The following is a 23,344-nucleotide window of genomic DNA, read 5'->3' as shown; positions in this document are numbered from 1 at the left end:
CCCGCCGCGCTTGCGATCGCCTAGCCGATCGGGACGAAGCCCGCGCCCGGCCGGTCGTTGGCGTTGATGTCGCCCAGCACGGCGTTGATCGACACCACGACCGCGGGTGTGTGCAACGGGATGTACTTGACCACGCACGTCGGCAACGCATCGCTGAACGCACCGTGGATCATGCCGACCAACATGTTGTTCACCACGACCGGCCCGCCGGAGTCACCAGGCCGCCCGCACACCTGCATCACAATGGTGCCCGGGTCTTGGCCCGGCCCCCAGGTGACGCCGCAGGAGTTGCCGGTGGTGCGGCCTTGCTTGCAGGCGATCTGACCGAACATGGGGTCCGGCCCGATGCCGCCGATCACGAAGCCGCCGAAGTTGGGCACCGGCGTCACCTTGTTGGGGTCGAACTCGATCACGGCGTAGTCCAGGCCGTCGTTGCCGGCGACCATGTGGCCGATCGTGCCGTTGCCCTCGGAGCCCTCGGCGGCCACCAGCGCGCCGGGCCCGCCGCAGTGTGCCGAGGTGAAACCGATCAGCGCACCGGTCTTGTCGTGGCCGATCGAGGTCAGGGTGCACAGCGTGTCCTCGTCGACCACGATGCCCGCGCCGCCGCCCATCACCACCTTGTCGTCGGCGGCTACCCGGCCCGCCGGTGCGGCGACTGTGAACAAGCCGGCACAGGTCACCCAGGCCAACAGCACCGTCGCGGCACGCAACGACCAGCGGTGTGCGATCTGCACAGCGGTTCTCCCGTCGATCAACTCCACCCCCGGTGGTAGAGAAACAGCCTAACGGCGGTAGGTGACGTGGCGGGGCTGGGCGCGCCGCGGGCCAGCGCCGTCGGGGGCGCGGTGGCTCGCGATCTGCCGCAGCTTTCCGGGGTCACTCGTCGGGTCGGCTACCGCATGGCAACATTAAGCCGCGACGACGGCGAACGGGAGGACAGCCAGTGAGCAAGGGCGACCGCAGGAATGCATCACGCGCCGCAGCTAGGGCGGACCGCAACGGCGTGCCCAACACCTTGGCGACCATCCCGCTGGCCGACCCGCACGCGCTGCCCGCCGACCCATCCCTGGGCGAGCTGGTCAAGGACGCCACGGCGCAGATGTCGACGCTGGTGCGCGCGGAGGTCGAGCTGGCCCGCGCCGAGATCACCCGGGACGTCAAGAAGGGCCTGACCGGCAGCATTTTCTTCATCGCGGCCCTGGTCGTGCTGTTCTACTCCACCTTCTTTTTCTTCTTCTTCGTCGCCGAGCTGCTCAACATGTGGCTGCAGGACTGGGCGGCCTACCTGATCGTGTTCGGGATCATGCTGGTGGTGACGGTGGCCCTGGCGCTGCTTGGCTTCCTACGGGTGCGCCGTATCCGCGGGCCGCGCCAAACGATCGAATCGGTGCGTGAGACCCGCGATGCGCTTCGCCCCGACCCGGACCGCCTGCACGGCTCGTCGGCGTCACCGGCGGGCTCGCCCGACGGCGGGCCGACCACCGATCCCTCGGGCTGGTAGTGCCGCCACCGGATCCGTCGATCACCCGCATCGACGGGCCGTGGCGACACTGGGACATCCACGCCAACGGCATTCGCTTCCATGTCGTCGAGGCGACAACGGTCGGCAAGGACACGGCCAACGCCGCCGACGCCCCGCCGACCTCACGGCCGCTGGTGATGCTGCTGCACGGGTTCGGCTCGTTCTGGTGGACCTGGCGTCATCAGTTGCGCGGGCTGAGCGACGATGCCCGGGTCGTCGCAGTCGACCTGCGCGGCTACGGGGGTAGCGACAAGCCTCCCCGCGGCTACGACGGCTGGACCCTCGCCGGTGACACGGCCGGGCTGATCCGCGCCCTGGGGCACTCCTCGGCGACCCTGGTCGGCCACGCCGACGGGGGCCTGGTGTGTTGGGCCACCGCGCTGCTGCACCCCCGCCTGGTGCGCGATATCGCCGTGGTCAGCTCACCGCATCCGGCGGCGTTGCGTCACTCGGCGCTGACCCATGCCGATCAGGGCCGAGCGCTGTTGCCGTGGTTGCTGCGCTACCAGGTGCCGTTCTGGCCGGAGCGCTCCCTGACCCGCCGAGGCGGAGCCGAGCTCGAGCGACTGGTGCGCAGTCGGGCCGGCGCGAGCTGGCAGGCGAGTCAGGATTTCGCCGAAACCATCGGGCACCTGCGCACCGCGGTACAGATTCCGTCGGCGGCGCACTGCGCGCTGGAGTACCAGCGCTGGGCGGTGCGCAGTCAGCTCCGCGCCGAGGGCCGGCGGTTCATGAAGGCGCTGGACCTGCGCACGCTGAACATTCCCCTGCTACACCTACGTGGTGCGAACGACCCCTATGTGCTGGCCGACCCGGTCAACAAGACCCGGCAGTACGCGCCCCACGGGCAGTACGTGTCGGTGCCCGGCGCGGGGCACTTCGCTCACGAAGAGGCGCCCGAGGTGGTCAACGAGCACCTGCTGCGGTTTCTCGCCTGATCACTCTCCCCCGACACAGGTCTGTGTCGAGACCGGCTGGGTGTCGCCGATGCGGGCGAGTTGACCCGCCACCTCCTCGGCGGTCATCACGAACCCGGTGTCGGCGTCGTCGACCGCGGCACCGAACACCACGCCGATCACCCGACCGTCCATATCGATCATGGGACCACCGGAATTGCCTTGCTGCACAGTGCCTCTGATGGTGTACACCCGGCGGGTGACGGTCGTGTTGCGGTAGATGTCGGGGCCCTCGAGATTGATCACGTCGCGGATTCGCGCCGGGGTGGCCTCGAAGACGCCGCCGCCGGGGTAGCCCAGCACCAGTGCGTCGGTGTCAGCCTGGGCGGGCGAGGAGGCGAACGCCAACGGCGGCAGCGGCAGATCGGGCACCGCCAGTATGGAGATGTCTTCCTTGGGGTCGAAGGAGATCACCGTGGCCTCGTACGACTTGGTGCCGCTTTCCACGGTGACGCTGTCCGAACCGGCCACCACGTGCGCGTTCGTCATCACCCGAGTAGGTGAGATGACGAATCCGGTGCCCTCCAACACTTTCTGGCAGTTGGGCGCCACGCCGCGGATCCGCAGCACACTCGGCGCAGTGGCTTCCACGACCGGGCTCGCAGCCAGTTCCGGGTCCGGCGCATCCACCGCAGCGATCGGGGCGCGATTGAAGGGCTCCAACACGGCGGGCAGCCCGGAGTCGTCGAGCACCGCCGATAGCCGCCGAGGCACGTTCTTGAGCCAACGCGGCGCGAGGTCGTCGACCTGACGCAGCACGCGTGAATCATTGACGGCAGCAGCCAGGTTCGGCTGATCGGACGCGGTCAGGGGGGTGGCCAGCAACCAGGCCGCGATCAGCACCACGCCCAGCTGCAACACCACGCCCACCACGGAGTCGACTCCCCGGACACCCGGGCTGCGGATCGCCCCGCGCACCGCCCGCCCCAGCACCACGCCGGCGACCTCACCGATGACGACCATGGCCAGGATCAGAAACAGTGCGGCGAACAGTTTCAGCCGAGCACCCGAGACGCTCTCGATCAGGTGCGGGGCCAGCAGCACGCCGGCCATGGCCCCCAACGCAACACCGACGAAAGAGAGCAGGGAGCCCAGCGCGCCGGAGCGCCAGCCAGACACTGCGGCAACGAAGGCGATCGCCAGGACGGCGATGTCCAGCCACTGCGACGACGTCATATCTCGCCTTCTCCTCCAACCTGCGCCATGGCCTCGTCCAGCCCAAGCACCTCGCTGGTGTCCCAGGGCTGTGCCCAGCCGGCCACATCCAGCATCGCCGAGATCACCTGGGCGGTGAATCCCCAGACCAGCATCTGATTGAGCCGGAACGCCGGCATGGCCCATCGCCGACTGCGCGCATCACGGTAAACCATCAACCGGTTCTCCGGGTTGATGAATGCCCGGACTGGAACGCGAGCGACGATAGCGGTCTCGCCGGGGTCCACCGCGGTCACCGGCCCAGGATCCTCGGAGTACGCCAGCACCGGCACCACCTGGAATCCCGAGGGGGCGATGAAGATCTTGTCCATCGTGACCAACGGATGCACCCGGACCGGGTCGATTCCGGTCTCCTCGTTGGCCTCCCGCAGCGCCGTGGCAACCGGCCCGTCGTCGCCGGGATCGACTGCCCCACCCGGAAACGCGGCCTGGCCGGCATGGTGGCGCAGCGTCGAGGCCCGCACCGTGACCAGCAGGTCAGCCGATTCCGATATCGCCTCCGGTGGGCCTCCCGGCGGCCCGGAGAACAGCACCAGTACGGCCGCGTCGCGCCCGCGACCGGTGACGCTGGCCTTGGCGTTGGCCGCCGTGATCATCGCGCGAACATCGGCGGGCAGCCGGTGCAGGTAGGCCGTCGGCACCTTCTCGACGTTGTCGACGAGCGGGCGGAGCCAAGACGGGGCGCGCGACGGGGCCCACGACTGGGACTCGCCAGCGCTCACCGCGCCTCCCTTGCGTGCCGGATCCTGATCGCCCCACATCAGCGGCCGCTGTTCTCGACGGCAGCGGCGATCTCTTCGGCATTGGCGAAGGGCTGCGGCAGGATGCGGGCAACGCTACCGTCCGCGGCCAGCACCACAGTCGCGGGCATCACATTGGGCACCCGCAGCGCCGCCGCAAGCTGCCGGCGGCCGTCTTGCAGGGTGGGCAGCCGCACGCCCAGTTCGGCCAGCAGGGCCAAGCCCGCCGCTTGGTTGTCGTCTTGGTGCACCGTCACCACCGTCACGGTCGGCCCGACCCGGCGCTGGTATTCGGCGAACGCCCGCAATTCGTCGCGGCAGGGCCCGCACCAGTACGCCCACAGATTGAGCACCACCTTGCGGCCGGCGAACATCGCAGCCACGTCGACGGGCGAACCGTCGGCGGCACACTCGACGGTCACGCCGCGCAGGGCGCTCGGCCCGGTGTCTCCCGGCCCCACCTGACAGGGCGGCAGGTCGGCGCGCTGCCGCAGCGAGGTCAGGTCCGCGCCGGCGGCCACGGCTGTGCTGGATCGATGCGGGTCGGCCCGCACGGCGGTCGGCTCACGGCGCAGTTCGGTCACCAGCCCAGTGAGCAGCGCGGCCACCACCGCCAGGACCGCTATCCCGGTCAGGGTCCATCCTCGCGACCCGCTCATCGGCGCCATCTGATCCAGGGACCCCTACAACCCGGCCAAAGCCAGCAGATGCTCGGTTTCGGGGCCTTTGACCAACGCAGCGGCCTCCATCGGGGCGGTAGGCCCGATCCCGAACGACGGGCAGTCCTTGGCCAGCACGCACACTCCGCAGGCCGGTTTGCGGGAGTGACAGACCCGTCGGCCGTGAAAAATCACCCGGTGGGACAGCAACGTCCATTCCTTGCGCTCGATGAGCTCACCAACCGCATGCTCGACCTTGACCGGGTCTTCCTCGCTGGTCCAGGCCCAGCGCCGCACCAGCCGGCCGAAGTGGGTGTCGACAGTGATGCCCGGGACCCCGAACGCATTGCCCAGAATCACGTTGGCGGTCTTGCGGCCCACTCCGGGCAGGCGCACCAGCTCTTCCATGGTGTCGGGCAGTTCCCCGTCGAAGCGTTCGACCAGCATCTGGCCGAGGTTGATCAGGGAAGACGCCTTGTTGCGGTAGAAGCCGGTGGGCCGAATGAGCTCTTCCAGCTCGGTGCGGTCGGCCTGGGCGTAGTCCAGCGCCGTCGGATACCGGGCGAACAACGCCGGCGTCGTCAGGTTCACCCGCACGTCCGTGCATTGGGCCGACAGCACCGTCGCGACGGCCAGCTCCAGCGGCGTGGTGAAGTCCAACTCGCAGTGGGCGTCGGGAAAGGCCTGCGCCAGAGTCCGATTCATCCGACGAGCACGCCGGACCAGTCCGGTCCGGGTCTCCGTCCGCGCCCCGCGGGAGGCTTTGTCCACTGTCACCTCCGACAGGGTACTAATTTGTGACCCCAACGAGATCTTGCCCATGTTTACTGACGACTTGTGTCCTGGTTGCTGATCACCGCCATCCCGACGCTGCTGATGCTGTCAGCAGTCGGGCTGGAACGCATCGAAACGGGGCTGAGCCAGGAGCAGAAGGCCAATCCGCAGTTTCCTCCGAATCGGCATGCCAACCGTGTATAGCGTTGTAATCTCGCTTGACGCGTGGCTCTAGACTCAGGTGGCTGGCCGGGTAGCGGCCCGCACTTACGATTTCAAACCTTCATCAAAAACATCTAAGGGGCATCGTGGACGAGATCCTGGCGAGGGCCGGAATCTTCCAGGGAGTTGAGCCCAGCGCCGTAGCCGCGCTGACCAAGCAGCTTCAGCCCGTGGACTTTCCGCGCGGACACACCGTGTTCGCCGAGGGAGAGCCCGGCGACCGGCTGTACATCATCGTCTCCGGGAAAGTGAAGATCGGCCGACGGTCTCCCGACGGCCGGGAGAACCTCCTGACCATCATGGGCCCCTCGGACATGTTCGGTGAGCTGTCGATCTTCGACCCGGGCCCCCGGACCTCGAGCGCGACCACCATCACCGAGGTGCGCGCGGTCTCGATGGACCGTGACGCCCTGCGGTCGTGGATCTCCGATCGGCCCGAGATCGCCGAGCAGCTGCTGCGGGTGCTGGCCCGCCGGTTGCGTCGCACCAACAACAACCTGGCCGATCTGATCTTCACCGACGTGCCTGGCCGGGTCGCCAAGCAGCTGCTGCAGCTGGCGCAACGGTTCGGCACCCAGGAAGGCGGGGCCCTGCGGGTCACCCACGACCTGACCCAGGAAGAGATCGCCCAGCTGGTCGGGGCCTCGCGGGAGACCGTGAACAAGGCACTGGCCGACTTCGCCCACCGCGGCTGGATCCGGCTCGAGGGCAAGAGCGTGCTGATCTCCGACTCCGAGCGGCTGGCCCGCCGGGCGCGCTAGGTACCTGCTCGCCGAGCCTGTAGTTAGCGTGGCCGCTGCTCGCACTTTCCCGCGTTAACTACAGGCTCGCGGCGGTGAGTCAGCCCCGCAGGTAGTCCAGCTGGGCCTGCACTGACCATTCGGCGGCACCCCACAGCTCTTCGTCGACGTCGGTGTAGACGTGTTCGACCACCTGACGGGCGGTCGCGTCCTCACCCAGCGCGGCCAGCGCCGAGCGCACCTGGTCGAGCCGCTGTTCGCGATGCTCCAAATAGCCGGTGGCCACCGCCTCGATGTTGGGCAGCTCCGGCCCATGCCCGGGCAGCACCGTGCGCCCACCCAAACCGCGGAGGCGCCGCAGCGAGTCCAGGTAGTGCGTCAGGTCGCCGTCTTCGGTATCGATGACGGTGGTGCCGCGGCCCAGCACGGTGTCGGCGGTCAGGACGGCGTCATCCAGCACGAACGACAGCGAGTCCGCGGTGTGGCCGGGGGTGGCGAAAACCTTGATGCGCAGTCCGGCTGCGTCGATCACCTGACCGTCGGCCAGGCCGCCGCCGAGCCGGCGCTGAAATCCGCTGCCCGCCGAGTGCACCGGCACACCGACCGCGTCGGCCAGCTTGTCGATGCCGTCGGTGTGATCGAAGTGCCGGTGACTGATCAGCACCAGGGCGATCTTGCCGACCTCGGCCAACCGGCCGATGTGCTGGTCGTCGTCGGGCCCCGGATCGACGATCACCACCTCGTCGCTGCCCGGGCCACGCAACACCCAGGTGTTGGTGCCCTCCAGCGTCATCAAGCCCGGGTTGTCGGCCAACAGCACCGACGCGGTCTGGGTGACCGGCCGCAACCGACCGTAGGCGGGGTGACTGGCGGACACCGCTCGACTACTCCGCCGCGGCCTTCAGCTCGACGATCAGTTCGACCTCCACCGGGGCATCCAGCGGCAGCTCGGAGACGCCGACCGCCGAGCGGGCATGCTTGCCGGCGTCGCCGAACACCTCACCCAGCAGCTCGGAGGCCCCGTTGATCACGGCGGGCTGCCCGTTGAAGTTCGGCGCCGACGCGACGAATCCGACCACCTTGACCACTCGGGCCACCGCGTCGAGCCCGACCAGGGCATCCACGGCGGCCAGCGCGTTGAGAGCGCAGATCCGCGCCAGCGCGTGGCCCTCCTCCGGGCTGACCTGCGCACCGACCTTGCCGGTGTGCGGCAACGCCCCGGACTGCATCGGCAGCTGACCGGAGGTGTAGACGAGGTTGCCGGTGCGAACTGCCGGCACGTAGGCCGCCAGCGGCGCCACCACGTCGGGCAGCTCGATCCCGAGCTCGGTCAGCCGGGCCCGCCAGCTCATTTCGGGCGCTTCAGGAAGGCGATGAGCTGCTCACCGGACGGCCCCGGCAGCACCGAGACCAGCTCCCAGCCGTCTTCGCCCCACTGGTCGAGGATCTGCTTGGTGGCGTGCGTGATCAAGGGGACCGTGGCGTACTCCCAGACCGTGCGTTCACTCATGGGAGCGAGCTTATCGCTAGGACGTCCAAGCGTTTGGTTAGCATGCAGTGGTGACAGCCACATCCAGCAGCGAGCCTGCTCTCGGCTGGCCTTCGCGATTGACGAAGGCCCGGCTGCATTTCGTGACCGGCAAGGGCGGTACCGGCAAATCGACCGTGGCCGCCGCGTTGGCGTTGTCGCTGGCGGCCGGCGGACGTCGGGTCCTACTGGTGGAAGTCGAAGAGCGCCAAGGCATTGCGCAGCTCTTCGACGTACCGCCGCTGCCTATCACCCCACTCAAGGTCGCGACCGCCGAGGGCGGTGGGCAGGTCGACGCGCTGGCGATGGACATCGAGGCCGCCTTCCTGGAATACCTCGACCTGTTCTACAACCTGGGGATCGCCGGGCGGGCGATGCGGCGCGTCGGGGCGGTCGAGTTCGCGACCACCATCGCGCCCGGCCTGCGCGACGTCATCCTCACCGGCAAGATCAAGTACCACGTGATCCAGACCGACAAGAACAACAAGCCGGTCTACGACGCGATCGTGGTGGACGCGCCGCCGACCGGCCGGATCTCCCGATTCCTCGACGTCACCAAGGCGGTGTCGCAGCTGGCCAAGGGCGGCCCGGTGCACTCCCAGGCCGACGGCGTGGTGAAGCTGCTGCACTCCGATCAGACGGCCATTCACCTGGTGACGCTGCTGGAGGCCCTGCCGATGCAGGAGACCCTGGAGGCCATCGACGAGCTGCGGGCGCTGGACCTGCCGATCGGCAGCGTGATCGTCAACCGCGACATCCCCGCACACCTGGATCCCGCCGATCTGGCCAAGGCAGCCGAAGGCGTCGTCGACGCCGACGCGCTTCGCAGCGGACTGGCCGCGGCGGGGATCACGCTGACCGACGACGACTTCGCCGGCCTGCTGACCGAAACCATCCAGCACGCCACCCGCATCAGCGCCCGGACCGAAACGGCCGAGCAGCTGCAGCAGTTGGACGTGCCGCGCCTGCATCTGCCGACGATCACCGACGGGGTCGACCTCGGCAGCCTCTATGAGCTCTCCGAAGTTCTCGGCCAACAGGGGGTTCGATGACACCCGATACGACCGGCAAGCCGCTGGCGCTGGACTTGGCGGCCATCCTGGCCGACACCTCCAACCGTGTGGTGGTGTGCTGCGGCGCCGGCGGCGTCGGCAAGACCACCACCGCCGCGTCGATGGCGCTGCGGGCCGCCGAATACGGCCGCACCGTGGTGGTGCTGACCATCGACCCGGCCCGCCGGCTGGCGCAGGCGCTGGGCATCGACGACCTGGGCAACAACCCGCAGCAGGTGACGCTGCCTGCGGAAGTACCTGGTCAGCTGTACGCGATGATGCTCGACATGCGCCGCACCTTCGACGAGATGGTGACGCAGTACTCCGGCCCGGAGCGGGCCGAGGCGATCCTGGGCAACCAGTTCTACCAAACGGTGGCCACCTCGCTCTCCGGCACGCAGGAGTACATGGCGATGGAGAAACTCGGCCAGTTGCTGAGCGAGGACCGCTGGGACCTGGTGGTCGTCGACACCCCGCCGTCGCGCAACGCCCTGGACTTCCTGGACGCACCCAAGCGGCTGGGCAGCTTCATGGACAGCCGGCTGTGGAAGCTGCTGCTGGGCCCCGGCCGGGGCATCGGCAAACTGGTCGCCGGCGCTGTCGGTCTGGCGATGAAAGCCCTGTCGACCGTGCTGGGTTCGCAAATGCTTTCCGACGCAGCGAATTTCGTGCAGTCCCTCGACGCCACCTTCGGCGGCTTCCGGGAGAAGGCCGACCGCACCTATGACCTGCTCAAGCGCCGCGGCACCCAGTTCGTAGTGGTGTCGGCGGCCGAACCTGACGCGTTGCGGGAGGCGTCGTTCTTCGTCGACCGGCTCTCCCAAGAGCACATGCCGCTGGCGGGGCTGATCCTCAACCGCACCCATCCGATGCTGTGCGACCTGCCCATCGAGCGCGCCATCGACGCGATCGAGACGCTGCAGGAGCCCGAGGTCAGCGCGTCGCTGCCCGAGGGGACGAAGTCGCTCACCACCGCGGCGCTGCAGATTCACGCCGAACGCGGCGCTACCGCCAAGCGTGAAATCCGACTGCTGTCGCGTTTCACCCGGGCCAACCCGCGGGTTCCCATCGTGGGGGTGCCGTCACTGCCGTTCGACGTCTCCGATCTGGAGGCGCTCGGCGCGATCGCCGATCAGCTGACGGCGAAGAAGTAGAAGTAGAAGCGAAGAGGGACTCAGCCGGGCGTCAGCCGGCGTCACGCTGCTTGCGCTGAGCTGCGAAGTACTCGCCCCAGGAGGTCACCTCGGGGTGCTGCTTGAGCAGTGCTCGGCGCTGCCGCTCGGTCATGCCGCCCCACACACCGAACTCGACCCGGTTGTCGAGGGCGTCGGCCAAACACTCGAGCACAACCGGGCAGTGCCGGCAGATCACTGCCGCTTTGCGTTGTGCCGCACCACGTACGAAGAGTTCGTCGGGATCCGCACCGCGGCATACGGCCTTGGAAACCCAGGCGATTCGCCCCTCGTCCTGCACGCCGCGCAGGACGGTTCGGGGGGGTTGGGATGAATCCGTTGGCATGCTGGCGTTATGAACCGCTGTCCCCGTAACAGACACTGACGATCCTCCGTCCCGGCCGCCCCGGCAGCCACCTATTCAACATCGACGCGATCCAACATTGCGATCTACGCCACATCGTGTCATCAGTGTTACCTGAATCGCACTTGATGTCCAAGTTAGGTGGTCAGGTGCTGTCTGCGCAACAGGTTGATCGGCACATTTTTGGGACAACCGTGCCGTCCGATCATGATCTGCGCCGCGGTCAGCAGCAAAGCCTTGCCTGAACACGACAGTTTTTGACGCCTATGTCAGTTAAATCGGCCCGGGGCGCCCACGGTGTTCGGCGTCTTCGGCGAGCGCCCGCCTGCCCCCGGGGCTGGGTTGACGGCGGTGGCCCGTCCCCCGCAAGCGGGAGCCGCCCCCATCGCCCGGCTCAGCCGCGCTTGCGACCACCGCTAGTGTGTAGCCATGTCGGAGCGCCCCCCGACCGGCCCTACTGTGCTCAAACTGGCCGGGTGTTGTCTGCTCGCCGCCGTACTGCTCGCGGCGCTGCTGTTCCCCGTCGCCGGCGGTGTCGGCCTGATGTCCAACCGCGCCTCCGACGTGGTGGCCAACGGATCGGCCCAGCTGGTCAGCGGTGACGTGCCCGCGGTGTCGACGATGGTCGACGCCAAGGGCAACACGATCGCGTGGCTGTACTCGCAGCGCCGGTTCGAGGTGCCCAGCGACAAGATCGCCGACACGATGAAGCTGGCGATCGTCTCCATCGAGGACAAGCGGTTCGCCGAGCACAGCGGGGTGGACTGGAAGGGGACGCTGACCGGGCTGGCCGGCTACGCCTCCGGGGACATCGACACTCGCGGCGGGTCGACACTGGAGCAGCAGTACATCAAGAACTACCAACTGCTGGTACTGGCCCAGACCGATGCCGAGAAGCGCGCCGCGATCGAGACCACCCCCGCGCGCAAGCTCCGCGAGATCCGGATGGCGCTCACCCTGGACCGGACCTTCACCAAGCCGCAGATCCTGACCCGCTACCTGAACCTGGTCTCGTTCGGCAACAACTCGTTCGGCATCCAGGACGCCGCCCAGACCTACTTCGGTGTCGACGCCATAGACCTCAACTGGCAGCAGTCGGCCCTGCTGGCCGGCATGGTGCAGTCGACCAGCACGCTGAACCCCTACACCAATCCCGAGGGCGCACTGGCGCGACGGAACCTGGTGCTGGACACGATGATCGAAAACATCCCCGGCGAGGCCGACGCACTGCGAGCGGCCAAGGCCGAGCCACTGGGCATCCTGCCGCAGCCCAACGAGCTGCCGCGGGGCTGCATCGCGGCCGGCGACCGGGCCTTCTTCTGCGACTACGTGCAGGAGTACCTGACGCGCGCGGGGATCAGCAAGGAGCAGGTAGCCCGCGGCGGCTACGTCATCCACACCACACTGGACCCCGACGTGCAGGCGCCGATCAAAGAGGCGATCGACAGCTTCGCCAACCCCAACGTGCAGGGCATCGCCAGCGTGATGAGCGTGATCAAGCCCGGCAGCGACGCACACCCGGTGCTGGCCATGGCCAGCAACCGTACCTACGGGCTCAACGCCGACCTCGGCGAAACCATGCGGCCGCAACCGTTCTCACTGGTCGGCGACGGCGCCGGATCCATCTTCAAGACGTTCACCGTGGCAGCGGCACTGGAGATGGGCATGGGGATCAGCGCCGATCTCGAAGTCCCCGGCCGGTTCCAGACCAAGGGCATGGGCTCCGGCGGCGCCAAGGGCTGCCCCAAGGAGACCTGGTGCGTGGTCAACGTCGCCCCCTATCGGTCGCCGATGAACGTCTCCACCGCGCTGGCGACCTCGCCCAACACCGCGTTCGCGAAGCTGATCTCCCAGGTCGGCGTCGGCCGCACCGTGGACATGGCGATCAAGCTGGGCCTGCGTTCCTACGCCGATCCGGGCACCGCCCGCGACTACGACCCGGACAGCAACGAGAGCCTGGCCGATTTCGTCAAGCGACAGAACCTGGGCTCGTTCACCCTGGGCCCGATCGAGGTCAACGCGCTGGAGCTGTCCAACGTTGCCGCCACCTTGGCCTCCGGCGGCGTCTGGTGCCCGCCGAACCCGATCGACAAGGTCTTCGACCGCAACGGCAACGAGGTGGCTGTGACCACCGAGACCTGTGAGCGCGTGGTTCCCGAAGGGCTCGCGAACACCATGGCCAACGCCTTGAGCAAGGACATCCAAGGCGGCGGCACCGCGGCGCCCGCCGCGGGTTCGGTGGGCTGGGATCTGCCGATGGCGGGCAAAACCGGCACCACCGAGGCGCACCGCTCGTCGGGTTTCCTGGGCTTCACCAACCGGTACGCCGCAGCCAACTACATCTTCGACGACTCCAGCTCACCGTCGGACCTGTGCTCGTTTCCGCTGCGGCACTGCGGAGACGGCGACCTCTACGGCGGCAACGAGCCGGCCCGGACCTGGTTTGCGGCAATGAAACCGATCGCCACCGACTTCGGCGACGTCATCATGCCGCCGACCGAACCCCGGTACGTCGACGGCGGCCCCAACTCACGGGTGCCCAGCGTCACCGGCCTGGACGTGGACGCCGCCCGGGCGCGACTCAAGGAAGTCGGGTTCCAGGTCGCCGACCAGCCGAACTGGGTCAACAGCAGCGCCCGTTCCGGTGCCGTCGTCGGTACGTCACCGAGTGGGCAGACCATTCCCGGTTCGATCATCACCATCGACGTCAGCAACGGCATCCCTCCGCCACCGCCACCGCCGCCGGACGGCCTGCCGCCGCTGGGCCCGGTCGGGTCGACGGTGGTGGAGATTCCCGGCTTGCCGCCGATCACCATTCCGCTGCTGCCGCCCCCTGCGCCGCCGCCGTAATCGCGGCCACACGGTCCGGGCGCAGTAGTCTGAACGCCATGGCTGCCTCACCTGCTCTGACCCGGTCCGTCGTCGCCGCTTCGGCGGCGCTCGGGCCGGCGGCCCTCGCTATCGGCTATGGCGCGATCATCGAACGCAACGCGTTCGTGGTGCGCGAGGCGACGATGCCGGTGCTGGCTCCCGGCTCCTCACCGCTGCGGGTACTGCACATCAGCGACATCCACATGCGTCCCGGCCAACGCCGCAAACAGGCCTGGCTGCGGGAGCTGGTGCGCCTGGAGCCGGACTTGGTGGTCAACACCGGCGACAACCTCGCGCATCCGAAGGCGGTGCCGGCGGTGGTGCAGGCCCTGGGTGATCTGCTGTCGGTGCCGGGAGTGTTCGTGTTCGGCAGCAACGACTACTTCGGACCGCGGCTGAAGAACCCGGCGAAGTACCTGACCAAGCCGACGCATCGGGTCCACGGCGTTCCGCTGCCGTGGCAGGACCTGCGCGCGGCTTTCACCGAGCGCGGCTGGCTGGACCTGACCCACAACCGTCGCGAATTCGACGTGGCCGGACACCGGATCGCCGCGGCCGGCGTCGACGACCCGCACATCGAGCGGGACCGTTACGACACCATCGCCGGTCCGTCCGACCTGACCGCCGATCTGCGCTTGGGGTTGACCCATTCGCCGGAGCCACGTGTGCTCGACCGATTCGCCGGCGACGGGTATCAGCTGGTGATGGCCGGTCACACCCACGGCGGCCAGCTGTGCGTGCCGTTCTACGGCGCACTGGTGACCAACTGCGGACTGGATCGCTCTCGGGTGAAGGGACCGTCGCAGTGGGGTGCGCACATGCGCCTGCACGTCTCGGCGGGCATCGGCACCTCGCCATTCGCGCCGGTGCGGTTCGCCTGCCGCCCCGAGGCGAGCCTGCTGACCCTGGTGGCCGCCCCGACCGGCGGTGACGATTCGCAGCTCATCCGCGGCTCGACCCAGCCCTCCGTGTCGGCCCGTTGACTGGGCGGATCGCCGACCACGGGCATCCACGGCGCTGGGCCGACAACGCGATCCGGCTGATCGAAGCCGACGCACGGCGCAGCGCCGACACCCATCTGCTGCGTTACCCGCTGCCCGCTGCGTGGGCCGCCGAAGCCGACGTAGCGCTGTACCTCAAAGACGAGACCACCCACATCACCGGCAGCCTCAAGCACCGGCTGGCCCGCTCACTGTTCCTCTATGGGCTGTGCAACGGCCGAATCGCCGAGGGCACCACGGTGGTCGAGGCGTCGTCGGGGTCCACCGCGGTGTCCGAGGCCTACTTCGCGGCCCTGCTGGGGCTACCGTTCGTCGCGGTCATGCCGTCCTCGACCAGTGCGTCGAAAGTGGCGCTGATCGAGGCGCAGGGCGGGCGCTGCCATTTCGTGGCGCATTCGGCCGACGTCTACGCCGAAGCGGAGCGGATCGCCGCCGATACCGGCGGGCACTACCTGGACCAGTTCACCAACGCCGAACGCGCCACCGACTGGCGCGGCAACAACAACATCGCGGAGTCGATGTACTCCCAGATGCGCGAGGAAGCCCACCCCATCCCGGAGTGGATCGTGGTGGGGGCCGGCACCGGCGGCACCAGCGCGACGATCGGCCGCTACATCCGGTATCGCCGGCACGCCACCCGGCTGTGCGTGGTCGACCCGGAGAACTCGGCCTTCTACCCGGCCTACTCACAGTGCCGCTACGACGTCGTGGTCGAGGAATCGTCGCGGATCGAAGGCATCGGCCGGCCGCGGGTGGAACCGTCGTTCCTGCCCGACGTGGTGGACCGGATGATGGCGGTGCTCGACGCCGCCTCGGTGGCCACTGCGCGGCACGTCAGCGCGGTCCTGGGCCGTCGGGTGGGTGCCTCGACCGGCACCAATGTCTGGGGTGCCTTTGCGCTACTGGCCGAGATGGTTTCCGACGGGCGCAGCGGGTCGGTGGTCACCGTGCTGGCCGACAGCGGCGACCGCTACGCCGACACCTATTACAACGACGACTGGCTGGCGCAGCAAGGGCTCGATCCGACGGGCCCGGCGGCCGTTCTGGCCGAGTTCGAGAGGTCCTGCCGGTTCGCGTTCGCCTGAGCCCGCTCTTCGGCTGCGTCGGGGTTGGTGGCTACCAGCCACACCGCAGCCAGAGCGAAGAAACCGGCATACACCGCTCCGCCTAACAGCGTCATGATTCGACTCCCTTTGCACTAAACCTTATTAGTCAGTCTGCCTAAGTCCGCCTATGTTTGCGAGCTCCACACGCCGGAATGTGGGGCGTTTCATGCTCTCGGTAGCTAGTGAGCTGGGCCTCGATGTTGGCTGAACTGGGCGTTTGGGTGACCGGCCGCGCGGTGCGATACGCTGTCGTGGCTTCACACGGGGTGTGGCGCAGCTTGGTAGCGTGCTTCGTTCGGGACGAAGAGGTCGTGGGTTCGAATCCCGCCACCCCGACTCAGGTTGTTGCAGGTAGAGGGCTCTGACTGGTCAATCCAGTCGGAGCCCTTTCTCGTCGGGGGCGACGTATGTCGCGGTGACCTGGGTTGGCCGTGATTTCATCCAGCCAGCCTTGGTCGCGTAGGTTCTTAGCGAATCAAATCCACGAACTTCACGCAGCATTCGACGAAGGCCATCATCTTGTCCGAGGATCCGAACACAGACGTTCCGCCGAATCAGCTCTCCATCGATCCGCGCAGCGCCTTCTATGACGAAGAGACTCTCCGCCGCGATGTCGGTATTCGCTTCAATGGCGTCGAGAGAACGAACGTGCACGAATACAACGTGGCCGAGGGTTGGGTGCGTGTGGAAGTCCCTACCGCCAAGGATCGCCGCGGAAATCCGATGGTCGTCAAGCTCAGCGGCACGGTTGAGCCCTACTTCCGCCAGGCGGAATAGCGGACGCCCTTCGGTTACTGGTTGTATCGAAACCAGTCCCCCAGCCTCCTTGGCCGTAGACAATGTCTGCTGTGGACTTCCCGATGCGCTATGACCGGTGGTATCGACCGCTGGCGACCGTGTTCGGCCTGGGGCCCGGGCGCGCCAGCATCCGGGTGGCCGACGGTCTGCTGCAAGTCCGCAGCGGATGGGCCTTCGCCATGGACATCGCCTTGGACAACATCGAATCCGCCCGGCCGGCACCGGAACGCATGTGGGGCTGGGGGGTCCATCAGGCGTGTAATGGCTGGCTGGTCAACGGATCCCGGCACGGCGTGGTCCAGATACGGCTGACCCACGCTGTCAAACCGAGCAAAGCGCCGACGGCCGGCTGGTTCAACAGGCCGGTCCGCGTTCTCTACGTCAGCGTTACCGACCCCGACAGCTTCATCGCCGCTCTGACGGGCTGGCAGCTGCCGGCAACCGGTTCCTAGAGCCGGTCGCGGACCGCGGCGACCGCGGTGGCGGCCTTCATCACCTGGCCCATGTGCTTCCACTCGGCCGCGCTACCGCCAGCCGAAACCGGCCTATGCTGGTGTGGTGATCGAAGCGGTACTCCCGTGGGCGCTTCCCATCATCGTCATTCTCGTCATCGTGACGATCCTGATTGCGCTTTCGGCACATTTCAACCACGACTGAGCGGTGTTGACGACTCGGCGACATCGATACCGAAATTCGGCCTCGATGGCGACCCGTCCGGGCTCGCGTGCTCCGTGCTGGTTACATCAATCACGGCTTGTGCCCCGAAAATGGTTTGAGCGCTACCGCCTTGATCGGCGCCGATGCCGCGGTCAATCGCTAGAGCCGGTCCCGGACCGCGGCCGACAGCCGCGAACCGTCGGCCTTGCCCGCGGCGATCGCGGTGGCGGCCTTCATCACCTGGCCCATGTGCTTCATGTGCGGCCGCTCCCCGATCGCCTCGGCGACCTGCGCCAGCGCGGTGTCGACGACGTCGGCCAGTTCGGCGTCGCTGAGCGGCGCAGGCAAGTACTCGTCGATGATCCGGGCCTCGGCGTGCTCTTCGGCGGCGAGGTCGCCCCGGCCGTTCTGGGTGTAGATGGTCGCGGACTCCGCACGTTTGCGGGCCTCGCGCGCCAGCACCTTCAAGACGTCCTCGTCGGTCAGTTCCCGGGCCTGTTTGCCGGCGACCTCTTCGGCTTGAATCGCGGCCAACAACATTCGCAGGGTTGCGGTGCGCAGCTTGTCCTGCGCCTTCATCGACGCCGTCAGATCGGTACGCAACTGGGATTTGAGTTCCGCCATGCCCCATAACGCTACGCTCAGCCACATGGTGAATCCGCCTCCGCCCGGCTACCCCGGACCCGGTTTTCCGCCTCCCGGCTACGGCCCGCCACCTCCGGGCTACGGCCCGCCACCTCCGGGCTACGGTCCGCCGCCCGGCTACGGCCCCCCGCCCGGCTACGGACCGTCAGCGCCGGGTTACGGCCCACCCCCGCCCGGCTACGGCCCACCGCCGGTCGGCTATGGTCCCCCGGCTCCGGGCTATGGCCCCCCACCCGGCTACGGGCCGCCGCCGGGATACGGCCCCCCGCAGGGCTATCCGCAGCCGGAACTCAAGCCCGGCATCATTCCCCTGCGCCCACTGAGCCTCACCGACATCTACAACGGCGCCGTCGGCTACATCCGGGCCAACCCCAAGACCGTGCTCGGGCTCACCGCCGTGGTCGTGGTGGCCACCCAGATCATCAGCGGGATCGCCCTGTTCGGCCTACTGTCGGCGCTCGGCCCGTCGGGCCCGGGAAGGTCGTCCTCGGAGCTGTCCGGCGGCGACGTGGCGGCGTGGCTGACCGGTTCTGTCGGCGCGGCCATCGTGACCGCCCTGGGCACCATCGTGCTGACCGGACTGCTGACCGTCGTGGTCGGTCGCGCGGTGTTCGGGTCGCCGATCACCATCGCCGAAGCCTGGGCGAGCGTGCGCGACCGCTTCGGTCCGCTGATCGGCCTGACCGCCCTGATCGGCCTGGCCGCGGCGGTGCTGTGTGGCTTCGCGGCCGCCTTGGTCACCTTCGCCGCCGGGGCCGGCGGCACCGGCGCCGCAGTGTTGATCGCTGTGCCGCTGGTACCGGCGCTGATCGCAGCATTGGCCTACGGCTACACCGTGCTGGTCTTCGCGCCAACAGTGATCGTGCTGGAGCGCCAACCCGTGTTCGAAGCGATGCGCCGCTCGTTCTACTTGGTACGCAACAGTTTCTGGCGGGTGCTGGGCATCATGGCGCTGACCGCGTTGATCGTCTCCCTGATCAGCAGCGCAGTGGCGTTTCCCTTCAACATCTTCGGGATGATCGTCACCCATGGCACCGACGCCCTGACCGGCGGTGCACAGTTGAGCCTGTTCTCCCGGATCGGAACGACGCTCGGTCAGATCATCGTGCTGCCGTTCAGCGCCGGGGTGTCGGTACTGCTGTACACCGACCGCCGTATCCGGGGCGAGGCGTTCGACCTGGTGCTGCGCACCGGCGCAACCGGTGGGCCGTACGGCGCCGGGTGGACCGACAACCTCTGGCTGACCCGGCCCCCGGGGTAAGGATTCTCCGGTGCCCACCGTCGACGTCGACCGCGAAGCCGCCCGCGAGGCGGCCGAACGCGAGCTGGCAAAACCGATGTACCCGCGGCCGTCACCCAAACAACAGTTCCTCGACTTCATCGAGACGCTGGTACGGCGGCTGGTGCTCAAGGGTGCGGAGTTGCCAGGCGGGTGGTTCACCATCAGCCTGTTGCTGATCGTCCTCGCGGCGGCCGTGGTGACTGCCGTCCACGTCAGCCGCCGGATGCTGCACGACGGCCGCCGCGGCGACCCGTTGTACGGCGCAACACAACTCAGCGCCGCCGAACACCGCGCCGCTGCGCAACGGCACGCCGCAGCGGGGGATTGGGTCGAGGCGATCCGGCACCGACTGCGGGCGGTGGCCCGCCAACTCGAGGAGACCGGCGTCTTGCATCCCGCCACGGGCCGTACCGCCACCGAGTTGGCCCGCGATGCCGGTACGGCGCTACCGGGCCTGGCCGGTGAGTTGTTCCGGGCCGCCGAGACATTCAACGACGTCAGCTACGGCGAGCTGCCCGCGACCCCGGAGGGATATCGGATCGTCGCAGACCTCGACGAACGGGTGCGGGCCACAACGCCGGCGCGGCAGTTCCGATGACAAGCCGGCGGCGGACGTGGCTGTGGGTCGCGGCGGCCTTGGCTGTGATCGTGGCGGTTTCGGCGGTGGGCGCCTACCTGACCACGCCGCGGCCGGGCGGCCGAATGGATCCCAATGCCACCGGGCCCGAGGGCGCGCACGCGTTGGTGGCGCTGCTGCGTCACCGCGGAGTGGAGGTTGTGCCCGCCGGAACCGTCGATGACGTCGCGCTGCAGGCGCGTCCCGACACGCTGGTGCTGGTGGCCCAGACCCCACGCATCGCCGGCAGTGAGCTGATGAACCGGCTGGCCGATCTGCCGGGCGACCTGCTACTGGTGGCACCCGATGCCCTGGCCCGCAAGGCCCTGGCACCCGGCATCCGGTCCGGGCCGGCCCGGGCATACACCCACCGGCCCGGTTGCAGCCTGCGCGAGGCGCAACGGGCCGGCGAAGTGGACCTGCGCACCACCGCGACCTACGCTGCGATCCAAGGTCATTCGGTGGACAGCTGCTATGACGGCGCCCTGGTGCGCTATCGGGACGGCAAGCGGACCATCACCGTGATCGGCAGTGAGACCTTCATGACCAACGCCGACCTGGCCCGCGCGGGCAACGCCGCACTGGCGATGAATCTTGCCGGCACCTCAAATCGCCTGATCTGGTATGCGCCCCAACATGTTCAAGGCGCAAAGTCGGGAAAGGCAGCGATTTCCGGCCTGATCCCGTCAAACGTGCGATGGCTGTTCTGGCAGTTGTGTGTGGCACTGGCACTGGCCGCCTTGTGGAAGGGCCGCCGACTGGGCCCGCTGGTCGCCGAGTCATTGCCCGTCGTCGTCCGCGCGTCGGAGACCGTCGAGGGGCTTGGCCGGCTCTACCGCTCCCACCGCGCCCGGGACCGAGCCGCCGCCGCGCTGCGTACTGCGGCGCTGCGCCGACTGGCTCCCCGACTGGGATTGGGCCCGGGGCCAGAGCCACCCGCGCTGATCGCCGCAGTGTCGGCGCGGATTGGCGCCCACCCGGACTGGCTGGGGCACTTACTGTTCGGACCACCTCCGGATTCCGACGAGGCCCTGGTCGCCCTGGCCCACGCACTCGACGACATCGAAAGGCAGGTCACCCACTCGTGACTCACACTCCCGCCGAGAATCCGGCTGCTGCCGCGGCCCGTCAGGCGTTGCTGGCGTTGCGCAGCGAAGTCGCCAAGGTTGTTGTCGGCCAGGACGCCGTGGTCAGCGGCCTGGTGATCGCGCTGTTATGCCGCGGCCACGTGCTGCTCGAAGGCGTCCCCGGCGTAGCGAAAACCCTGCTGGTCCGCACCCTGAGCGCCGCGTTGCAGCTGGACTTCAAACGGGTCCAGTTCACCCCGGACCTGATGCCCGGGGATATCACCGGCTCGCTGGTCTACGACACCCACACCGCGGAGTTCGTGTTCCGCCCCGGCCCGGTCTTCACCAATCTGCTGCTGGCCGACGAGATCAACCGGACGCCCCCCAAGACCCAGGCGGCGCTGTTGGAGGCGATGGAGGAAGGGCAGGTCAGCGTCGACGGTGCGGCCAGGCCGCTACCCGACCCGTTCATCGTCGCGGCCACCGCCAACCCCATCGAGTACGAGGGCACCTATCGGCTGCCGGAGGCCCAGCTCGACCGGTTCCTGCTCAAGTTGACCGTGCCGCTGCCGGTGCGCGAGGCCGAGATCGACATCTTGTCTCGGCATGCGCAGGGGTTTGACCCGCACGATCTGTCCGCGGTGGCCCAGGTGGCCGGCGCGCCGGACCTGGCGGCCGGTCGCGCCGCGGTGCGCCAGGTCCTGGTGGCAGACCAGGTGCTGGGCTACATCGTCGACGTGGTCGCGGCGACCCGGCACTCCCCCGCCCTGCAACTGGGTGTTTCACCGCGTGGTGCGACCGCGTTGCTGGCCACGGCGCGGTCGTGGGCGTGGCTGTCCGGGCGCAACTACGTGACGCCCGATGACGTCAAGGCGATGGCCCGCTCCACGCTGCGGCACCGGGTGATGTTGCGCCCGGAGGCCGACCTCGAGGGCGCCACCGCCGACGGCGTTCTCGATGCCATCCTGGCCTCGGTCCCGGTGCCCCGCTGGTGATTCTGACGGGCCGCACCGCGCTGATCGCACTGCTTTGCGCCGTGCCGATCACGGTGGCGCCCTGGCCGGCGGCGGCGTTTACGGTGCTGCTGGCCGGGCTCATCGCGGCAGTGGTGCTCGACGTCGCGTTGGCGACGGATCCCGCGACGTTGCACATCGAGCGGTCCATGGACAACGCGGTACGGCTCGGCCAGACGGTGCTGACGACGTTGTGGATCGGCAACGGTAGCAGCCGATTCCGCGGTCAGGTACGGGACTCCTGGCCGCCCAGCGCTTGTGCCACGCCGCGCTCCCATCCGCTGGAGCTGGCAGCCGGACAGCAATACCGGCTGCTCACCGAGCTTCGGCCGATCCGCCGCGGCGACCAACAGGCCGCCCGGGTCACCGTGCGCTCGATCGGACCACTGGGGCTGGCCGGACGCCAGCGATCCCGGCAGGTGCCCGGGAAGGTGCGGGTGCTCCCACCGTTCTTGTCGCGCCGGCACCTGCCGGCACGGTTGGCCCGGCTGCGCGAGATCGACGGGAATCTTCCGGCGCTGGTGCGCGGTCAGGGCAGCGAGTTCGACTCACTGCGCGAATACGTCGTCGGCGACGACGTGCGCTCGATCGACTGGCGGGCCACCGCGCGGCGTGCCGACGTCGTGGTGCGCACCTGGCGGCCCGAGCGTGACCGGCGGGTCGTCATCGTGCTCGACACCGGCCGGACCGCGGCGGGCCGGATCGGGGTCGACCCGACCGCGCGGGACCCCGCGGGCTGGCCGCGGCTGGATTGGTCGATGGACGCCGCACTGTTGTTGGCGGCATTGGCATTACGCGCCGGCGACCACGTCGATCTGCTCGCCCACGATCAGGTGACCCGGGCCGGGGTGTTCGGGGCGCCGAGAACCCGGTTGTTCGCCCAGTTGGTCGACGCGATGGCGCCGCTGCAGCCGGCGCTGGTCGAATCCGACGCCGCGGCGATGGTCGCCGCCTTGTCCCGGCGGGCGCGCCGACAGAACCTGGTGGTGCTGTTGACCGATCTCAACGCCTCCGCCCTGGAAGAAGGCTTGCTGCCGGTATTGCCGAAACTGACTGCGGCACACCAGGTGATCCTGGCCGCGGTCGCCGATCCGCGAGTGGAACGGCTGGCGCAAGGCCGCGGCGACGCCGCCGCTGTCTATGACGCCGGGGCCGCCGAGCGAGCCCGCAACGATCGCCGTGCGGTGGCGGCCCAGTTGCGCCGCAGCGGCGTGCAGGTCATCGACGCCCCACCGGAGGACCTGGCGCCGGCGCTGGCCGATGCCTATCTGGCGATGAAGGCCGCCGGGCGGCTCTGATCGCGGCCGCGAGCGTGCGCAGAATGCCATCATTTGCGGCGTG

Annotated in this window: 26 protein-coding genes and 1 tRNA gene; 17 read left to right on the top strand and 10 right to left on the bottom strand. The window is 68.6% G+C overall.

What is annotated here, in order from left to right:
- Nucleotides 1-20: 20 nt before the first annotated feature.
- Nucleotides 21-737, bottom strand: coding sequence for a serine protease (locus ACJH71_RS04645; RefSeq protein ID WP_406756859.1), 717 nt, complete (start codon nt 735-737; stop codon nt 21-23).
- 209 nt (nt 738-946) lie between these two features.
- Between ACJH71_RS04645 and ACJH71_RS04640 the strand changes: the two genes are divergently transcribed.
- Both ACJH71_RS04640 and ACJH71_RS04635 read left to right on the top strand, forming a co-directional pair.
- Nucleotides 947-1,504, top strand: coding sequence for a phage holin family protein (locus ACJH71_RS04640; protein WP_406756858.1), 558 nt, complete (start codon nt 947-949; stop codon nt 1,502-1,504).
- A complete protein-coding gene (locus ACJH71_RS04635) occupies nt 1,504-2,463 on the top strand; it encodes an alpha/beta fold hydrolase (RefSeq protein WP_406756857.1) in 960 nt (319 codons plus the stop codon). The genes ACJH71_RS04640 and ACJH71_RS04635 overlap by 1 nt, the downstream gene beginning before the upstream one ends.
- Here ACJH71_RS04635 and marP read toward each other — a convergent pair whose 3' ends face one another.
- From marP to nth, 4 genes are read right to left on the bottom strand one after another with little or no spacing between them, the layout of a single operon-like run.
- A complete protein-coding gene (gene marP, locus ACJH71_RS04630; protein WP_406756856.1) occupies nt 2,464-3,657 on the bottom strand; it encodes an acid resistance serine protease MarP in 1,194 nt (397 codons plus the stop codon). It lies immediately after the preceding gene.
- The gene (locus ACJH71_RS04625; protein WP_406756855.1) at nt 3,654-4,457 is read right to left on the bottom strand and encodes an NUDIX hydrolase; all 804 of its coding nucleotides are present in this window, start codon (nt 4,455-4,457) and stop codon (nt 3,654-3,656) included. The genes marP and ACJH71_RS04625 overlap by 4 nt, the downstream gene beginning before the upstream one ends.
- Nucleotides 4,457-5,095: a TlpA family protein disulfide reductase gene (locus tag ACJH71_RS04620; RefSeq protein WP_406756854.1), complete on the bottom strand. Its 639-nt coding sequence runs from the start codon at nt 5,093-5,095 to the stop codon at nt 4,457-4,459. Before ACJH71_RS04620 ends, ACJH71_RS04625 begins: the two co-directional genes overlap by 1 nt.
- Before the next feature lie 24 nt (nt 5,096-5,119).
- Nucleotides 5,120-5,800, bottom strand: a complete 681-nt coding sequence (nth, locus tag ACJH71_RS04615; RefSeq protein ID WP_406756921.1) for an endonuclease III — start codon at nt 5,798-5,800, stop codon at nt 5,120-5,122.
- A 132-nt stretch (nt 5,801-5,932) separates the two neighbouring features.
- Here nth and ACJH71_RS04610 point away from each other — a divergent pair, with 132 nt between their 5' ends.
- Together ACJH71_RS04610 and crp are read left to right on the top strand one after the other, a co-directional pair.
- Nucleotides 5,933-6,073 (top strand): hypothetical protein, encoded by a 141-nt coding sequence (locus ACJH71_RS04610; RefSeq protein WP_406756853.1) that lies wholly within the window; start codon nt 5,933-5,935, stop codon nt 6,071-6,073.
- Nucleotides 6,074-6,177: 104 nt separating this feature from the next.
- Complete coding sequence (gene crp, locus ACJH71_RS04605) at nt 6,178-6,852, top strand: cAMP-activated global transcriptional regulator CRP (protein ID WP_013830875.1); 675 nt, start codon at nt 6,178-6,180, stop codon at nt 6,850-6,852.
- Between the two features lie 79 nt (nt 6,853-6,931).
- On the opposite strand, the gene ACJH71_RS04600 is transcribed toward crp, so the two are convergent.
- Genes ACJH71_RS04600 through ACJH71_RS04590 form a run of 3 tightly spaced genes read right to left on the bottom strand, consistent with a single transcriptional unit; the run spans nt 6,932 to nt 8,341 of the window.
- Nucleotides 6,932-7,708: an MBL fold metallo-hydrolase gene (locus ACJH71_RS04600; RefSeq protein WP_406756852.1), complete on the bottom strand. Its 777-nt coding sequence runs from the start codon at nt 7,706-7,708 to the stop codon at nt 6,932-6,934.
- Nucleotides 7,709-7,715: 7 nt separating this feature from the next.
- Entirely contained in the window at nt 7,716-8,183 is a 468-nt protein-coding gene (locus ACJH71_RS04595; RefSeq protein WP_406756851.1) for a RidA family protein, read from the bottom strand.
- Entirely contained in the window at nt 8,180-8,341 is a 162-nt protein-coding gene (locus ACJH71_RS04590; protein ID WP_109560444.1) for a DUF4177 domain-containing protein, read from the bottom strand. The genes ACJH71_RS04595 and ACJH71_RS04590 overlap by 4 nt, the downstream gene beginning before the upstream one ends.
- Nucleotides 8,342-8,388: 47 nt before the next feature.
- On the opposite strand from ACJH71_RS04590, the gene ACJH71_RS04585 reads away from it, so the two are divergent.
- Nucleotides 8,389-9,411, top strand: a complete 1,023-nt coding sequence (locus ACJH71_RS04585; RefSeq protein ID WP_406756850.1) for an ArsA family ATPase — start codon at nt 8,389-8,391, stop codon at nt 9,409-9,411.
- A complete protein-coding gene (locus tag ACJH71_RS04580; RefSeq protein ID WP_406756849.1) occupies nt 9,408-10,565 on the top strand; it encodes an ArsA family ATPase in 1,158 nt (385 codons plus the stop codon). Before ACJH71_RS04585 ends, ACJH71_RS04580 begins: the two co-directional genes overlap by 4 nt.
- 31 nt (nt 10,566-10,596) lie before the next feature.
- Here the strand turns inward: ACJH71_RS04580 and ACJH71_RS04575 are convergent, their stop codons facing one another.
- Nucleotides 10,597-10,929, bottom strand: a complete 333-nt coding sequence (locus ACJH71_RS04575; protein ID WP_406756848.1) for a WhiB family transcriptional regulator — start codon at nt 10,927-10,929, stop codon at nt 10,597-10,599.
- A 447-nt stretch (nt 10,930-11,376) separates the two neighbouring features.
- Here ACJH71_RS04575 and ponA2 point away from each other — a divergent pair, with 447 nt between their 5' ends.
- From ponA2 to ACJH71_RS04545, 6 genes are all read left to right on the top strand, one after another.
- A complete protein-coding gene (gene ponA2 / locus ACJH71_RS04570) occupies nt 11,377-13,797 on the top strand; it encodes a transglycosylase/D,D-transpeptidase PonA2 (RefSeq protein ID WP_406756847.1) in 2,421 nt (806 codons plus the stop codon).
- Nucleotides 13,798-13,835: 38 nt separating this feature from the next.
- A complete protein-coding gene (locus ACJH71_RS04565) occupies nt 13,836-14,801 on the top strand; it encodes a metallophosphoesterase (RefSeq protein WP_406756846.1) in 966 nt (321 codons plus the stop codon).
- A complete protein-coding gene (locus ACJH71_RS04560; protein WP_406756845.1) occupies nt 14,798-15,904 on the top strand; it encodes a PLP-dependent cysteine synthase family protein in 1,107 nt (368 codons plus the stop codon). The genes ACJH71_RS04565 and ACJH71_RS04560 overlap by 4 nt, the downstream gene beginning before the upstream one ends.
- A 283-nt stretch (nt 15,905-16,187) precedes the next feature.
- Nucleotides 16,188-16,261 (top strand) — tRNA-Pro (locus ACJH71_RS04555).
- Nucleotides 16,262-16,444: 183 nt separating this feature from the next.
- Nucleotides 16,445-16,702 carry a DUF3297 family protein gene (locus ACJH71_RS04550; protein ID WP_406756844.1) on the top strand — a complete coding sequence of 86 codons (258 nt, stop codon included), beginning with the start codon at nt 16,445-16,447 and terminating at the stop codon, nt 16,700-16,702.
- Between the two features lie 71 nt (nt 16,703-16,773).
- On the top strand, nt 16,774-17,175 hold the full coding sequence (locus ACJH71_RS04545) for a hypothetical protein (RefSeq protein WP_406756843.1): 402 nt from the start codon (nt 16,774-16,776) through the stop codon (nt 17,173-17,175).
- A gap of 364 nt (nt 17,176-17,539) precedes the next feature.
- On the opposite strand, the gene ACJH71_RS04540 is transcribed toward ACJH71_RS04545, so the two are convergent.
- Nucleotides 17,540-18,004: a GatB/YqeY domain-containing protein gene (locus ACJH71_RS04540; protein ID WP_406756842.1), complete on the bottom strand. Its 465-nt coding sequence runs from the start codon at nt 18,002-18,004 to the stop codon at nt 17,540-17,542.
- Nucleotides 18,005-18,029: 25 nt separating this feature from the next.
- Between ACJH71_RS04540 and ACJH71_RS04535 the strand changes: the two genes are divergently transcribed.
- From ACJH71_RS04535 to ACJH71_RS04515, 5 genes are read left to right on the top strand one after another with little or no spacing between them, the layout of a single operon-like run.
- A complete protein-coding gene (locus ACJH71_RS04535) occupies nt 18,030-19,286 on the top strand; it encodes a hypothetical protein (protein WP_406756841.1) in 1,257 nt (418 codons plus the stop codon).
- A 10-nt stretch (nt 19,287-19,296) separates the two neighbouring features.
- The gene (locus ACJH71_RS04530) at nt 19,297-19,905 is read left to right on the top strand and encodes a DUF4129 domain-containing protein (protein WP_406756840.1); all 609 of its coding nucleotides are present in this window, start codon (nt 19,297-19,299) and stop codon (nt 19,903-19,905) included.
- Complete coding sequence (locus ACJH71_RS04525; RefSeq protein ID WP_406756839.1) at nt 19,902-21,011, top strand: DUF4350 domain-containing protein; 1,110 nt, start codon at nt 19,902-19,904, stop codon at nt 21,009-21,011. Before ACJH71_RS04530 ends, ACJH71_RS04525 begins: the two co-directional genes overlap by 4 nt.
- A complete protein-coding gene (locus tag ACJH71_RS04520) occupies nt 21,008-21,985 on the top strand; it encodes an AAA family ATPase (protein ID WP_406756838.1) in 978 nt (325 codons plus the stop codon). The genes ACJH71_RS04525 and ACJH71_RS04520 overlap by 4 nt, the downstream gene beginning before the upstream one ends.
- Nucleotides 21,982-23,301 carry a DUF58 domain-containing protein gene (locus ACJH71_RS04515; protein WP_406756837.1) on the top strand — a complete coding sequence of 440 codons (1,320 nt, stop codon included), beginning with the start codon at nt 21,982-21,984 and terminating at the stop codon, nt 23,299-23,301. The genes ACJH71_RS04520 and ACJH71_RS04515 overlap by 4 nt, the downstream gene beginning before the upstream one ends.
- Nucleotides 23,302-23,344 lie beyond the last annotated feature (43 nt).

The organism is Mycobacterium sp. SMC-15 (assembly GCF_045310925.1).
Lineage (GTDB): Bacteria > Actinomycetota > Actinomycetes > Mycobacteriales > Mycobacteriaceae > Mycobacterium.
This window is presented reverse-complemented; position numbering and strand designations above follow the sequence as displayed.